Source organism: Paenibacillus sp. FSL R5-0887 (assembly GCF_038002305.1).
Lineage (GTDB): Bacteria > Bacillota > Bacilli > Paenibacillales > Paenibacillaceae > Paenibacillus_AQ > Paenibacillus_AQ odorifer.
Genome location: NZ_JBBOCE010000001.1, coordinates 2899850 through 2915483, shown reverse-complemented (window position 1 = coordinate 2915483; position 15634 = coordinate 2899850). Strand labels below are relative to the sequence as shown.

The window sequence follows — 15634 nt, the reverse complement described above, 5'->3', positions numbered from 1 at the left end:
TAGACGGAGATGAGGCATTCTTGTGCCGCAGCAGATATGCAAATGCAAGGCATACAAACTTGCCGTTTTAGGATACCTTCTAATTCTGAATCAGGGATGGATTATATCCGGCATTTAGGGGCAAGTGCTGCACCGTCTGAATTCCTCATGGTTTTTAATCGGGCACAAATCGCTGGATCAAGCCACTCCGGTTTAGTTGTGCGATTGGAAGAAGATCAGGATTTAGAGTTCATGGTTAAATGTTCATCACAAGCCTTTGGTGATTCAGAGTCCTGGACTAGGAATTATTTAACTCGTACCAGAGAACCGGCACGGATTACTTACATTGCTGTGGACAACATGATTCCGGTTGGGATGATTAGAGTCAATGATTTAGATACAAATACTGCGGTTATACATGATTTTTGTGTGCTTCCTTCGTGTCAAGGTAGAGGATACGGTCGTGAAATTCTTTCAGAGGTAGTTAAAATCTTGCGAGATCAGAAGAATTCCCAGATTCGTCTTAGCGTGGTCACTCAAAATAGAAATGCATTATCCCTCTATCAGTCGGTTGGGTTCGAGGTGACTGCGGAGTTTAATTACTATGTAATTTCCGTCGATATGATTTGTTAAAGAAGAGGCGCTACTCATGCGCCTCTTTCTTTTTTGGCATGCCCTTCTAATTATCACACTGAATCTAGCTATAGTTAATACTTATAACCTGCCATAGCGCATTGGTAGATCGGTATAGTCAGTCGGTTATGCTATATTAATTCTAATAATTTGTATACGAGGAGATTAATATATGAGCATTCAGACCAAACCCCAAAAACGAACCGTTACTCCATTTCGATATGATATCGTGGGCAGCTTCCTGCGCCCCCAAGCGTTGAAAGAGGCTAGATTAAAATTCAAGAACGGTGAAATTACTGCCGAGCAGTTGAAGGAAGTAGAGAACGACGAGATCGTTAAGCTCGTGCAGAAACAAAAAGAGGTGGGGCTTCAAGCGGTGACTGATGGTGAATTCCGCCGCTCTTGGTGGCACCTCGACTTCTTCTGGGGACTTGACGGTGTAGAACGGACAATTATTGATCAAGGTTACCAATTTAACGGTGCGGAGTCCAGACCAGAAACAGCCCGACTGACCGGGAAAATAAGCTACAGCAGCCATCCTTTTGTTTCGCATTATGAATTTTTAAAAGATGCTGCTGGTGAGGACGTTGTTGCGCGTCAATCGATTCCTGCGGCTGCACAATTCCTGTTCGAGCTAGATCGGGCAGAAAACAAGGAGAGCACAAATGAATTATACCCGAATCGTGAAGAGCTTATCTCGGATATTGCCAAAGCATACAAAGCATCGATTCTTGCCTTCTATGCAGCGGGCTGCCGCAGCATTCAAATCGACGATTGTACGTGGGGAGCACTTTGCGACGAACAGTTTATAGCGTTTATGAATCAGATTGGCGTGAACGTAGCTGAATATGCAAGCGAACTGGCAAAATTGAACGAGGAAGTTGTAACGGGTCTGCCGGAAGATCTTGTTGTAACGACCCATGTATGCCGGGGCAATTATGTTTCGACTTATGCTGGAGTAGGTGGAGGCTACGAGCCTATCGCACAAACGCTTCTTAATATCAATAACTACTCGGGTTATTATCTGGAGTTTGATACCGAACGTGCAGGCGATTTCAAACCATTGCGCTTCTTGAAAGACAATCAGCAGGTTGTGTTAGGTCTGTTCTCATCCAAATTTGGTGAGCTTGAAAGCAAGGAGGATATTCTGAAGCGTATTGAGGAAGCGAAGCAATACGTTGATCTAAACCGGATTTGCCTTAGCCCGCAATGTGGCTTTGCTTCCACGGAAGAAGGCAACCACCTGACTGAAGAGCAGCAATGGCGTAAGCTTGCTTATATTAAAGAAATTGCTGAAGAGATCTGGAACTAACTTTAATTAAAAATAGACAGAGATAAAGATAATGCACCTTTAGCCATTCGGATGTTTATCCGTACAGTTAAAGGTGTATTTTGTTCTACAGCGATTTTACCGATATACTTGGCTAGTTCTATCTATACCGTGACGGAGGATTAGGGAAAACCTCCCTAATAAAAGTCGATAATTGCTCTAAATGAATGAAATTAAGGAATAACTCCCTAAAAACAGAGCAATATCAAGATTTACAGCCAAATCACTTAAATTTCAGGGAAGAATTCCCTGATTATTAGTCTGATGACCAGAATCCTCAGAATATTAGGGAGGTTTTCCCTAATTATCTCCAGGGCGAGCATATGATTGAGCTTTACGGAGTTTTTGTGCCACGCTCAGTATAAAAGAAATCACCCCCGTTTAATAAACGGGGGTGATTTAGCCTAAGAAGTAAGAGTGGCAGCTTTTAATTGTCATTAGAGTGTCTTTCGCCAACCTGGAATTCATCGGCATGTTCAAACATATATTTCACGGTCAAAGGGTCTTGACCAGTAAGTTGTTTGAAGTCGTCCGTATAAACATCCATTTTTCCTTCACGAATAGCTTGTCCGAAAGTAACCATACCTTCTGAAGAAAAGGGGGCTTCGGAACCTTCTTTAAATGCACCATCGGTGGTTCTAGGCACGCCCATTGCTTCGAATACGGCATAATTTTCTTCGTCCGTGTTTTCTTTGTAGGTGATATGATTGCCCGTTACTTCATTACCAATCTTAATGAAGTCGGTAATTGTCATCAATTCAAGCCCGTTGATATTTAGAATCGCTTCCTGATAGTTATTGGAGGCTAGGGCATACGCAACGGCTTTTGCGCAATCCTTCCGCGAGATATAAGCCATTTTACCGTCACCTTGATTGTTTGTTAATACCCCGTCACCCTTCACATACGTAAAGTAATTGGTTATCATGGCTTCCGCATATTGGGAATTCCGAAGGAAGATATAATCTAGCCCAACGCTTTGAATATAACGTTCGGTATACACATGGTCAATTTTTTCTACGCTTGGATTGCTTTCATCGGCTGCGTTGACCAAAGAAGTATAAATGATCTGTTTGACTCCAGCTTCTTTGGCAGCATCGACCACATTTTTTTGTGCATTTTGACGTTTCTCTCCAACAAAAGGCATGGAGATTAGAGCGAGTTTATCGGCATGAGCAAAAGCTTCGGCAAGGCCTTCCTTGTTATTAAAGTTGGTCACATGTGTTTCAATCCCTTGTTCCGCATATTCTTTCAAACATGCCGGATCGTAAGCGCAAAAAATGATTTGGTCTTTATCTACCAGCTCCAACAAGTATTCCGCAGCTTGCTTCCCTAGATTTCCATCGACACCAGTCAACAATAATTTACCCATGATCGTTGTCACTCCTTGTGGATATGATTTATACCCTTATAGTATGTGAAAAAAAGAACATAGTCTAACACATAAAACTTATGGTCGATTGCTAAATCCAATTTGGATTTGTTGCAGGAAGGAGGGCAAGGCCGGGTTTGTATTATTTTTGAGATAACCTGCTTCGATTGCAAAGGTATGGTGTGAATCATCTAAAGGAATTAGCCGGACTTCATCTTGAAGATAAGCGAGCTGATAGTTATCCGGGAAAAAGCCAATCAAATTCTCTGTGATGATATAAAACAATTCTGTCTCCACATCGTCTGCGGTTCGAAGAATGTTCGGCTGATAGCCGTCTTCAATTGCATGCTGGATCATTAGATGATAAGAGTTTCCAATAGCTGTTGGATTCAGCATGACTAGCGGATGTTCATATAACTCCTCTTTGGCGATCGATTTATGATGAAAGAGAGGATGGTGATGACTCACAGCTGCACAATAACGTCCCTTATATAAGGGATAGGTTACAATGTCCTCTTTTCCCTGAAACTCGGAATCAAAGGCAATAGCCATGTCGTAAATCCCTTTTAGCAAGTATTCTGCAATATCTTTTAGCAATACTTTATTCAGTTCCAGCTTAATATTCGGATGATGATCCTGAAACGAGGGAATCAATTTCAACAAACTTTGGATATCCGTCATCGCCGCATATTCGATACTCAGGGATTGCGTATTATACTTTTGAAAGTTTTCCATGCTCAGCTTCATATGATTATATTGCTTCCAGAGGATGAGGGCTTCGCCATAGAAAAGCCATCCGGCTTTGGTTGGCTCAATAGGGATCTGCTTTCTGTCAATCAATTGAATGTTGAATTCCTCTTCAAGCGCGGCGATTTGTTGACTAATGGTGGTCTGCGAAACATAGTTCTTTTTAGCTGTTTCCGTAAAATTTCTGCATTCCACGAGATCGATAAAATATTTAATCCTTCTTATGTTCATAGTATCCTCCGCCTGCCGCTGTTTGCTTTTATTATAACCCAGAAAGTAAAAAAGAGAGCCTCGTTTAGAGACTCCCTTTGTTGTACTACTCTTATTTTGTATAGTTATCGAAATAACCTTGGATATAAATCATTGGTGTTCCTTTATCGCCACTACCAGAAGTCAAATCAGATAATGATCCAATCAGGTCAGTTAATCTACGAGGTGTAGTCCCTTGGGCTTCCATCGCACCAACTAGATCATCATTTTTATTCTGGATGTATTTAGAAATGGCTTGTTTTAACTCTTCACCACGAAGATGAGAGAAGTTGTTATCGGCCAAGTATTTCAATTTTACTTCATTTGGTGTTCCATCAAGTCCGGCAGTGTAAGCAGGGGAGACAACTGGATCTGCGAGCTCCCAGATTTTTCCGACTGGATCTTTGAATGCTCCATCGCCATAAACCATAACTTCTACAGTTTTACCTGTAATTTCTTTGATTTTTGCTTGGATACCATCCACGATAGGCTGGCAGTTGTTTGGAAATAGCTTTACACTTTCTTCTGTAGCTTTGTTTGATCCTAGCAGACCATAAGCTTCGTTAAAGCCGCTGCCATCGATTGATTGTGTAAGAATATCATCCAAACCAAATACTTTTTCAGCACCGTTGTTTGTGAGAATGCGTTTGGTTCTGAAGCGAGTGTGAATATCGCAAGTTAATACATTTTTTGTATAGTTTAAAATGGTTTTTGGGTTGTTGGAGAAGATGACTTCACAAGCCACACCTTCAGCTTCAATTAAACCTTTATAATATTCAATATAGTCAACCCCTGTGAATGGGTGCTTAATATAGCCGAAAAACTCACGGAACTGAGCTTCTGTTAATACATCCGTCCATGGATTGATACCTTTAGCATCTAGTTCGTCGATGTCTACAAGGTGGTTGCCTACTTCATCAGCTGGATAGCTTAACATTAGGACTACTTTTTGTGCCCCTTTGGCAATACCGCGTAAGCAGTTAGCAAACCGGTTACGGCTAAGGATTGGAAAAATGACCCCTACAGTTTCTTCGCCGAATTTCCCCTTTATATCAGCAGCAATATTGTCAATCGTTGCATAGTTTCCTTGTGCCCGAGCAACAATGGATTCAGTTACGGTCACAATGTCACGATCTTCGATCGAAAAACCCTCGACTGTTGCTGCATTCAATACCGTCTGAACTACGATTTCTTCAATGTTATCCCCATTGTTAATGATAGGTCCGCGAAGTCCACGTACAACTGTTCCAACTACTCTTTCCAATATGATCTCTCCTCTAATAAGGGTATACTCTATATTATTAAAATGGTTTTAAAGCCTATATTACTATACCCTTTTAGAGCGATATAAGTAAAATTAATGTTTATAATATCTAATATAAAAATGATTTATAGTTAAGGAGGATTACAATTGGCTCGTGTGTTATTTATTAATGGTGGATCAGAGGGACATATTAATCCCACGATTGGCGTTGTGGAAGAGCTTATTTCTCGTGGCGAAGAGGTAGTGTATTTTTGTATAGAAGCTTATAGAGAACGTATGGAGATGACGGGGGCTACAGTACGAACATTTGACGATCAGAAATTTATACAAGCTTTTATCTCAGGTGGAAGAAATTATGTACTCGAAAGAATCAACGGTCTTTTACTTACGGCAGATATAGTTATTCCAAGCGTTCTTGAACAGATCAAAGGGGAGTATTTTGATTACATCATCCATGATTCTATGTTTGGTTGTGGACGTTTGTTAGCTCAAATTCTTAGGCTTCCGGCCATTAGCTCCTGTTCTTCTTTTGCGCAGACAAAAGCAGCATTCGATGAAATGTTAGAACAATTTTATACTACAGTTCCTGCAGAAGTAACTAATCCTATAAAGGATAAATTCCAAAGCTTGACGCAAATGGTGAAGGGCAAATATGATGTGGACATCGAATCCCCTTATGAAGTGTTTTGTAATCCTGCCCCACTTACTATCGTTTATACAACTAGGGAGTTTCAACCTGAGGGAGAAGCTTTCGACCCGTCTTATATCTTTGTAGGACCCTCCATCTCTTCACGATTAGCTCCAGAAAACTTCAACCTCAGGGCAATTAAGGGGAAAAGTCCAATTTACATTTCACTCGGCACAGTTTTTAACCAAGCCATTAAATTCTATAAACTTTGTATTGAAGCATTGGGGAACACGGAGCACACTATTGTGATGTCAATTGGAGATAAAGTCCAAATCACGGATTTAGGGGGAATTCCGCAAAACTTTTTCGTGAAAAATTATGTTCCACAAACGGATATACTGCAATACACAAAGTTATTTATTACACATGGTGGAATGAACAGTATCAATGAAGGGCTTTATTACGGGGTTCCGCTTATTGTAATTCCACAAAGTGCGGATCAGCCAATAATTGCGGAGCAAGTCGTCCATGTCGGAGCAGGTATTAAGTTACAAATGCAAAGTTTAACTGCAACTCAACTACGAGAAGCCGTAGATCATATATTAAGCGATTTTTCTTATAAAAAAGCTGTCTCCAATATCAGTGAATCGTTTCGGAACTCGGGTGGGTATCGACGAGCAGTTGATGAGATTGTTCGGGGAGGGGGAGTCGTATGAACAAAATGGACCGGTTGTTAGCTATAGTGCTTGAACTGCAGCGTAACAAAATGTTGCGGGCGGAGGATTTGGCTGCTACGTTTGAAACGAGCGTAAGAACGATCTATCGGGATATTCAGGCACTGAGTGAAGCGGGCGTTTCCATTATAGGAGCGCCAGGGCAGGGTTACTCCTTAATCGAGGGGTATTTCCTGCCACCCGTTAGTTTCACGCTGGACGAAGCAGTGACATTGCTTATCGGAACTGATTTTATCGAGCAGCGGTTTGATGCACACTATGGTAATAAGGCTAGAAGTTCTAAAGCAAAGATAGAAGCCATCCTGCCGGAAGCTATCCGCAGTGAAGCATCACAGATTCGCAAAAGTTTTCGTTTATTTGCATCCGCAGAAGATATAGCACCCATACAAGAGAAGGCATGTTTGGAAGCCATTCGTGGAGCGATATTGGAGGGAAGGAAAATAAGATTTCGTTATTCCAAAAGAATCGCCGAAGCCGATGGGAACCGTCAAAGTATTCGTACGGTTGCTCCTTATGGACTTGTGCTTCATCACGGGTCATGGGTACTCATCGCCTGGTGTGAATTGCGTCAAGAAATCCGTCATTTCCGGTTATCCCGAATGAGGGAGCTTATTAATCTGGAAGATGAATTTATACTGCCAGCAGATTTTCATCTGGAGGTATACCAACCTCCTGATGATCGCAACGTTCATGTGCTTATCTTAGTCCAAGCTGACATAGCCGATAAGGTAAGGGAATCAAATAATTTCTATATGGAAACTATTGAGGAGCATGCGGAGGGGGTACTTGTTACTTTTCGCGTTCGCGAGCCAGGGGAATTGCTGCAATGGGTGCTTGGCTGGGGAGGCGGTATGGTTGTGCTGGAGCCCGAATCTTTCCGTGATCAGGTTAGAAATGAAATAGAAATAATGTTAAAACGCTACTGACATAACGCTGTCAGTAGCGTTTTTGTATACTTGGACCATCAATGACTACAGGAGCTGATATATGATGATTACAACAAAAGAAGTCTTACAACGATTTGAAGAAACTGCGACATACTATATTCAAGAATTGGAGCGATTCAATCTGGAGCAGTTGAAGCAAAAGCCGAGTGAAAACGCCTGGTCCATCGGACAGATGTTTCAGCATCTCATTAACTCGGCGCTGTATATGCAGCTTCGTAATATTGATCAATGCCTTGTGCTAGACCAAGATCCCTTAGTAGCTCATGTGGGGAAAACTGAGGATGGTGCGGCTATATTTGCGCAAGGAAGCTTTCCGCCCATTCGTATTCAGGTTCCGCCTTCCGCCCAATATACGCCGGAGCAGCCGGAGAGCAAAGAACAATTAATTCAAGGGTTACGTACAGTCATTCAAAGAATGAGAGAGATCGAACCCTCTCTTGAAAAAGCGTCCAAACAAAATACCGTATCTCACCCGCGATTCGGTGGACTATGCGCGGAGGAATGGTTCCTACTTATTGAAATGCACTATCGTCATCATCTTCTGCAGCTGGAGCGGTTAAACAAAGAGTTGTTGTTTAATTCCATATTTGCACCTAAAGAAGGGTTCATCAATAACATTCAGGTTGTGAAAGGATCATAAAAAGAGTTTGAATGGTCTTAATTTTCTGAACCAAGCGTGGTCTGAACGTGATTCTTATACTCACTAGGATTAACACCAAAGTGTTTTTTGAATAACCGGGTGAAATAAAATTGATCGTGTATACCGATTTGCGTGGAAATTTCTTTAATGTATGGATTCCCTTTAAGTATTAATTCTGCAGCCTTTTCCATTTTCACAGTATTAATGTAGTGAATGATGCTTTGTCCCACTTCTTCTTTGAAGATTCTGGACAGATAGTTCTCACTTAAGTTGACATGCTTGGCAATCAGAGATAAGGTGAGCTTCTTCTGATAATGTGTGTTGATATAGTCAATCGCTTGTTTAACATCTCTATTGTGTGTAGTTACGATCTGTTGCTTTTGATGGGAGAATAGTTGGAACACAAGCTCCATTATAGATAGAACGTCAGTGGTACGTTTACTGCTGGCGATATTTTCTATATAGGTCTTCAAAAGCTTCGGATCCTCGACAATGAGATGAGCATCGCATAAGGGAAGATAATGCAGACAATTTACGATGAACTTTTTGGTTTCAGCAGGATTAATTTGCTTGGATTTACAGGTGTCGAGAAATTGCTGAGTTGCTTGATTAACGGCTTCAACCCCTGAAAGCTTCCAGTTCTGAATTAATTGCGTCGAGAAATCATGTACATCCTCGAAGTCCAGCGTATCCTTTAAATGGACATCCGTTGGATCTATAATCGTTATTTCGTTGTAAAATTGGATTTGCAAGGATTCTTTACATTGCTCTAGGGTTCGTTTTGCTTCAGCATATCCCCGTACAGGATCAGAAAAAACAATAGTAGGGGTGATAGAAATATACATTTTGATTAACCGAATGACCCTCTGGATAAAGTCTGTGCGGATAATTTGATGATCGTCTAAGGTATCACAGGAGATTAGAAGTAGCAGCCCATTAGATTCTAGCTGAATAATTTCTAACTGATCTACGGTCTCCAAGATATCCAAGATGATGTTTTCAATAAAGGATACGGAGATGTGATTTTGTCTTTCGTTTTGGGTCGCGTTATTCTGCTCAAAAGTAATGTAGAATAAATAACAGCTGCTTTCGCTGAAAGCGAAACTTATAGCATCATGCTGATCAAGCTGCTGCACATCGTAATAAGGATCGGTGAAATAATCTTTTAGCAGCGCATTTTTCACGCTTTTTAAATTGTGCTGCAATAACTGTGTTTGGGTCTCCTGCTGCTGCCTAGATTGAAGCTGCTCTTGAATTAGCTTCGTAGATTTCTCCAGCAAATGGATCAAATCCCCCGTTTTCATACTAATCTTCAGCATATAGTCTATAGCCCCAAGCACTAAGGCTTCACGAACTAACTCATACTCCCCGTGGTTGCTCGCCACCAGGATTTTTCCTGCAAACCCTCTGTTATTAAGTTCTTTTATCAGCTGCAGACCATCCATATTAGGCATTTTGAGATCTGTAATGATGATATGGGGATTAAACTTGTCTACAAGTGTTAAGGCTTCAACTCCGTCAGAGGCAGTAGCACAGATCATGTATCCAAGCTCTTCCCATGGAATCATGGTTCTGAGCGCGACTTTAACAATAGGTTCGTCATCCACTAGCATTACATTATACATAGGATACATAGTATCACCCCTTAAGTTCGTATGTTTGTTTAGGGATAATTAGGCGGCAGCAGGTTCCATGACCCATTGAGCTTGTGATGAACAGCCCGTAACTCTCACCGTATTGAAGTTTAATGCGATCGGCCACATTTGAAATTCCGATACCCGACAGATTGTCAGCTTTTTCAGATTTGGTGGTGTCAAACCCTTTTCCGTTATCGATGATCTCAATAATAAGGGTGTATTCATTTTTTGCGTATACCTTAATTTGGATTAGAACTTTTCCTCCTATATCTGTAACTCCATGAAGAATCGCGTTCTCTGCGATCGGCTGCAGGATGAGCTTGGGGATCATGCTCTGTAATAAAGACTCATCCAAGTCATATTCAATGTCAAACCTGTCGGCATAACGTATTTTTTGAATGGCAAAATAATGATCCAGATTGTTTAGCTCCTGCTTGATGGTGATTTGCTCATCTTGATCGATAATGGTACTACGCAGCAATTCAGCTAGTGAGGAGATGCCGTCGCTAAGGACGGGAACCTGGTTAATCATCGCCAGCCATCGTAAGGAGTTAAGTGTATTAAAAAGAAAGTGAGGATTAATCTGCGATTGCAGCATTTGCAATTCGAGCGAACGTCTTCTTTTCAGATCTTTCTTTTGATCCTTCATCAGCTGTTCCATTCTACTGACCATGCTGTTAATTCTATTGGCCAACACGCCCATTTCATCGTTGCTGTGATCTTCGATCCGGCTTGATAGATCACCATAAAAAATTTGATTGCAGAAGACGATGATTTGTTTGATTGGTTTCAGAATGCTTTTATACAATACGATAATAATTAGAATACACACGACTACAATGATGCTGACAACAATAAGTAGTCCAGTGGTGATTTTACTTGTCTCTGAATTGATATAAGAGAAGGGCACGGTAGAAATCATGTACCAGCCTAATTGATTATTGTTAATATAGGAGATTTGCTGCATTTTGCCATTGACCATGCCTTGGAAGGAATGGTTTTTCTTTGCCTCTTGTGTCTTGATTTGCTTAAAAAGCTCATCTTTATAATAGGGTTCTCCTAGCGGAGTATCCTTTTGATTCGAGGACATTACTTTTCCCTCCCTATTCATAATAAGGAGACTGGAACCTGTACCTAAATCCACACTGGAAAGAATGACTTTTGAAAATAACTCCCCACCAATAAAAACAAACACATGACCTAAGGGAACGCCAATGTCATCTTGATCAAAAATTTTCCGGCCCAGGACAATGGTATTGTAAGCGCGATAGCTTTTTGCGTAGTTAAGACTGTCATAAGGGGCATTGAGCTCTACTTGTTTCATAATTTCTTCATACTTAGGATTGGGGATGCCATCGTAGCCTAATTCATAAATAGGTTGGTTCTTGGCGTCGATGACCCGAACGTTCTGGACATATCCGGGGTAGATGGTTCTATATAAATTGTCCATGGCATGATTAATGGCAGCATTGCTAGGAGCGGGTTCATTTGGTGCTGCCGATAAACGCTCCTGAATAATACTATTGGTAGAAACAGAGCCTGCAAGATATTGATAGTTGTTAAGTTCACTTAACATCGTTCGATTAAGCAGCGTTAAAGCCTGAAATGTGGATTTACTTAATTTATTGTTAATAGATTTGGAGTAAATGGTGTAGGAGTAGAAACCTATAAAGATGATTGGGATCACGGATACGATTAAGAAAATGACGGTTAAGCGATTTTGAATTTTAACCTTGCGCATGATTTGCGGAGGATTAGGAAAATGCAGCTTCCCTTTGCGTCGACTCAGGTGGATGACCTCCCATTCACTATCTTTTACTTACAAGTTAACATAAAAAGAACTATGGAATATATATGCAGCGGCGAAAAGTGAGAATAATCTATGGAATGGATAATATTATCCATTCCGTTAACGGCTAAGTTTACAGGTTATGTGACCCTGATGAATAAGCTTGTACGAGCTCGCATTGGAAGATGGATAAGATAATACATAGGTAGGTTTGTATTGTAAATGTAAATATAGCGTAAATCCTTCTATACTTAGATTATTAAAAAAGCGTTTACAAGAATATCTTAAGGAGGGCGTTTATGAAAAAGACTATGAGTACATTATTAGCAGTAATGCTGCTAGGTGTGGGGTTGCTCGGCTGTGGGAACAGCAATAATAAACCTGCTGCCTCGAATGAATCTGATTCAACGAAAGCTACGAGCACCGCGCAAGCTACAAGTACAACGAACACCGAGAAGACTAAAGAAGAACCTGCTAAAGATTTTGATAACAAGGAACTTAGCATTGCTGTATTCCAAGGGGGATATGGTGCGGATTATTGGAATGAAATTGTCAGCAAATTCGAAAGTGCTTATCCAGGTGTGAAAGTGAACATGACGATTAATCCTAAAGTTGGTGAAGTAATCCGGCCGCAGATTGTTGCGGGTAATCCTCCCGACTTCCTATCCGTTACAGATACAGAGCAAAGTGGCATCGTGCTTTCACTGATTAAAGAAAAAGGACTGCTAGATATCAGCGATGTATTTGAAAGCAAAGCGCTTGATAAAGAGGAGACGCTTAAGGATATGATTCTACCGGGGATGCTGGACAGTACAAGATTTCAGCCCTATCAAGATGGAAAGACGTATCTTGCACCTTTTAATGCTGGACCGATGGGATTGATTTACAATAAAACACTGTTCACAGAAAAAGGCTGGAGTGTTCCTGAGACTTGGGAGGAGTTCTTTGCTTTAGGGGATGAGCTGAACAAAGAGGAGAACTATCTGGTTAATGCAGATGGAACCAAAACGAAGCGGGCTTTATTCACTTACCAAGGCATCTATCCGGATTATTTGGAGGAAATTCTCTACCCGGCCATTGCGAGTGCGGGGGGAAAAGAAACGCTGGATAAAGTCTTTGCTTATGAGGAAGGTTCATTTAAGAACGACACGATCAAAAAAGTACTGGATATTTTCTATAAAATCTCTAAAGACGGTTATCTGATGGACGGCACGGTTGCCTTGAACCATACACAGTCGCAGACCGATATGATGATGGGTAAAGCTTTGTTTATCGTAAACGGGAACTGGATGGAAAATGAAATGAAGGATTCACCTAGAGAAAATGGGTTTGAATTTGGGATGACAACAGTACCTGTGTTCAATAAAGGCGATCAGAAGTATGTGCTTTCCAGCTACGAGCAATTCTCCATCCCTGCTAAGGCCAAAAATCCTGAGCTCGCTAAGGAATTCTTAAAGTTCCTGTATACCGATGAATCTGTAAAACTATTTGCGGAAAAAGCGAATGGGGCGTATGCGCTTAACGATGCGAAGGAGCTGTCTAAGCCATTTTTGACTAAAGGTGTCTATGACATGTTTGAGGCTTATAATGGTTCCATTTCTATTTTACAGGGCTGGCAATCGTTACCGAAGGGTTCCAAGGTTAGTGTAGTCACTGAAATGTTCAAGAATACGGTCACACCAGTGATGACAGGCCAAATGACCACAGATCAATGGATGGATAATGTGGAAAAAGCTTTTGCACAGATTCGTAAAGAGAAAGCGGCTAGTAAATAATCTATAGTATCTCATGCAAATGCATCCTGTTAGGAATGGATAAGGTTATCTATGAACGGGATGCATTTTGTATGAAGGGGAGTGAGAAAGATGTCTGAAATGCAGCTGGCAGAAGTAGCTCCTAGACAGAGGAAATCAAAGATTAGGACAGCGAAAACCAGAAATCCTAAGCTATTCATAGCGGTATGCACGATTCCAACGCTCCTGTTGACCCTCGTATTTATGATTATTCCAACCTTTCGGGCATTTTTTATGTCTTTTACGGATGCTACCGGGATGAGTGATGAGAACAAGTTTATCTTTTTGGATAACTATAAATATATGTTTCAAGATGAGATGTTCCTCAAAGCTCTGAGCAATACATTTAAACTGATGCTGGTCGTGCCAGTGATTACGTTGATTTTTGGGCTGGTGCTTGCTTTTCTATTAACGCAGACGAAGCTGAAGGAAAGAGGATTTTACCGAACCGTATTTTTCTTTCCTAGTATCATCTCTTTGACGGTAGTCGGAATTATCTGGTCCTTTGTGTTTCATCCCAACATGGGCATTTTGAATAATATTCTGGGGAGCATCGGATTAGATCAACTGAGCAGACCCTGGCTTGGAGATAGCCGAACAGCATTGTGGTGTGTAGCCGTTACACTGATCTGGCAAGCGGTTGGTTACTATATGGTCATGTATATCGCTGCGATTGATGGGATTTCTGCGGATGTGTTTGAATCGGCGACTATTGATGGTGCGGGATATTTCCGGAAGCTTACCAGTATTACGATCCCTCTGCTAAAAGATATTATTGGCATTACGTTTGTGTTGTCTCTGGCTGGTACGATCAATTTAAGTTTTATAGTTGTAACTGTAATGACTGGTGGTGGTCCGGCAGGTGGAACTACTGTTTTACTCCACTACATGTACACGCAGGCCTTCCAGAATGCGAACTTTGGTTATGCCATGGCTATAGCTATATTTACGCTGGTGTTCGCCTTTGTGCTTTCTTTTCTGTCCAGACTACTTACAAATCGAGCAGAAGGGTAGGGGAGAAGGATGACAAGCAATCAACAGAGTCTTCTAAAAATGAATATTGCTAACTGGATCACGCGGCTGTTTCTGATTGTAGCCACCATTGTTTTGTTATATCCGTTTATATGGAATCTCTTAGCCTCATTTAAAAGCAATACAGAATTTCTGACCGACCCCTTCTCCTTTCCACAAGCCCTACACTTCGATAACTATGTACGTGCTTTTCAGAAATCCAAGATGGGGAGTTATTTCCTGAACTCTATCTTTCTTGTGGTGTTATCCACGGCGATTTTAGTTATTTTTGTGGTTCCTATGGCTTATGTCTTAACGAGATTTAAGTTTTGGGGCTCCAAACTAATCCTTAACCTTTATATGGCCTGTATTTTTCTGCAAGCCTCCTATATTATGGTTCCTTTATTTCTGCAGGTGAATTCGTTCGGGATGTTAGACAATCGCAGGATGCTCAGTTTAATCTATGCTGTTCTGCAGTTTCCCTTTGCCATCTTTGTATTAAGTGGATTTCTGAAGTCCGTCCCTAGAGATTATGAAGAGGCCGCTAAGATTGACGGTTGTGGCAACACAGGAGTGCTCGTCAGAATTGTTGCGCCGCTTGCTAAACCGGGCATTGTGACGGTCTGTATGCTGGCAGCGATGGGCTTTTGGAATGAGTATCCGCTGGCATTGGTCTTAATTCAAAGTGATAGCAAAAAAACATTGCCAGTAGGTTTAGCCAATCTTTTTGAGGTACAACGTTATGCTACTGATTGGAGTGCACTTTTTGCCGCGCTGATCCTAGTGTTGATTCCAACGATTCTTTTATATGTGATAGGACAAAAGCAATTGCTCCAAGGAATAAGCGCAGGCGGAATTAAGGGCTGAACAACAAAGATATGGAG

The 15634-nt window shown here is 41.2% G+C and carries 13 protein-coding genes; 8 read left to right on the top strand and 5 right to left on the bottom strand.

Going from position 1 to position 15634, the window contains the following annotated elements:
- Nucleotides 1-9 precede the first annotated feature (9 nt).
- Together MKY14_RS13175 and MKY14_RS13170 are read left to right on the top strand one after the other, a co-directional pair.
- Complete coding sequence (locus MKY14_RS13175; protein ID WP_340976606.1) at nucleotides 10-612, top strand: GNAT family N-acetyltransferase; 603 nt, start codon at nucleotides 10-12, stop codon at nucleotides 610-612.
- A gap of 172 nt (nucleotides 613-784) precedes the next feature.
- Entirely contained in the window at nucleotides 785-1924 is a 1140-nt protein-coding gene (locus MKY14_RS13170) for a 5-methyltetrahydropteroyltriglutamate--homocysteine S-methyltransferase (protein ID WP_076104344.1), read from the top strand.
- Between the two features lie 445 nt (nucleotides 1925-2369).
- On the opposite strand, the gene MKY14_RS13165 is transcribed toward MKY14_RS13170, so the two are convergent.
- From MKY14_RS13165 to MKY14_RS13155, 3 genes are all read right to left on the bottom strand, one after another.
- Nucleotides 2370-3311 (bottom strand): NAD(P)H-binding protein, encoded by a 942-nt coding sequence (locus MKY14_RS13165; RefSeq protein WP_340976604.1) that lies wholly within the window; start codon nucleotides 3309-3311, stop codon nucleotides 2370-2372.
- A 78-nt stretch (nucleotides 3312-3389) separates the two neighbouring features.
- Nucleotides 3390-4289, bottom strand: a complete 900-nt coding sequence (locus MKY14_RS13160) for a LysR family transcriptional regulator (RefSeq protein ID WP_340976602.1) — start codon at nucleotides 4287-4289, stop codon at nucleotides 3390-3392.
- A gap of 91 nt (nucleotides 4290-4380) precedes the next feature.
- The gene (locus MKY14_RS13155) at nucleotides 4381-5571 is read right to left on the bottom strand and encodes a coenzyme F420-0:L-glutamate ligase (RefSeq protein WP_076130227.1); all 1191 of its coding nucleotides are present in this window, start codon (nucleotides 5569-5571) and stop codon (nucleotides 4381-4383) included.
- Between the two features lie 147 nt (nucleotides 5572-5718).
- Between MKY14_RS13155 and MKY14_RS13150 the strand changes: the two genes are divergently transcribed.
- From MKY14_RS13150 to MKY14_RS13140, 3 genes are all read left to right on the top strand, one after another.
- Nucleotides 5719-6915, top strand: a complete 1197-nt coding sequence (locus tag MKY14_RS13150) for a macrolide family glycosyltransferase (RefSeq protein ID WP_340976601.1) — start codon at nucleotides 5719-5721, stop codon at nucleotides 6913-6915.
- Nucleotides 6912-7859, top strand: coding sequence for a helix-turn-helix transcriptional regulator (locus tag MKY14_RS13145; protein ID WP_340976599.1), 948 nt, complete (start codon nucleotides 6912-6914; stop codon nucleotides 7857-7859). The genes MKY14_RS13150 and MKY14_RS13145 overlap by 4 nt, the downstream gene beginning before the upstream one ends.
- Before the next feature lie 67 nt (nucleotides 7860-7926).
- Complete coding sequence (locus tag MKY14_RS13140) at nucleotides 7927-8520, top strand: DinB family protein (protein ID WP_076130254.1); 594 nt, start codon at nucleotides 7927-7929, stop codon at nucleotides 8518-8520.
- 17 nt (nucleotides 8521-8537) lie between these two features.
- Here the strand turns inward: MKY14_RS13140 and MKY14_RS13135 are convergent, their stop codons facing one another.
- Together MKY14_RS13135 and MKY14_RS13130 are read right to left on the bottom strand one after the other, a co-directional pair.
- Entirely contained in the window at nucleotides 8538-10154 is a 1617-nt protein-coding gene (locus MKY14_RS13135; RefSeq protein WP_340976597.1) for a response regulator transcription factor, read from the bottom strand.
- A gap of 4 nt (nucleotides 10155-10158) precedes the next feature.
- Nucleotides 10159-11898 (bottom strand): cache domain-containing sensor histidine kinase, encoded by a 1740-nt coding sequence (locus tag MKY14_RS13130; RefSeq protein WP_076130231.1) that lies wholly within the window; start codon nucleotides 11896-11898, stop codon nucleotides 10159-10161.
- 347 nt (nucleotides 11899-12245) lie between these two features.
- On the opposite strand from MKY14_RS13130, the gene MKY14_RS13125 reads away from it, so the two are divergent.
- The 3 genes from MKY14_RS13125 to MKY14_RS13115 all read left to right on the top strand — a co-directional run bounded on the left by MKY14_RS13125 (nucleotide 12246) and on the right by MKY14_RS13115 (nucleotide 15617).
- On the top strand, nucleotides 12246-13721 hold the full coding sequence (locus tag MKY14_RS13125; RefSeq protein ID WP_340976595.1) for a carbohydrate ABC transporter substrate-binding protein: 1476 nt from the start codon (nucleotides 12246-12248) through the stop codon (nucleotides 13719-13721).
- A 90-nt stretch (nucleotides 13722-13811) separates the two neighbouring features.
- Complete coding sequence (locus MKY14_RS13120) at nucleotides 13812-14753, top strand: carbohydrate ABC transporter permease (protein ID WP_244886367.1); 942 nt, start codon at nucleotides 13812-13814, stop codon at nucleotides 14751-14753.
- Between the two features lie 9 nt (nucleotides 14754-14762).
- Entirely contained in the window at nucleotides 14763-15617 is an 855-nt protein-coding gene (locus MKY14_RS13115; RefSeq protein ID WP_340976594.1) for a carbohydrate ABC transporter permease, read from the top strand.
- Nucleotides 15618-15634 lie beyond the last annotated feature (17 nt).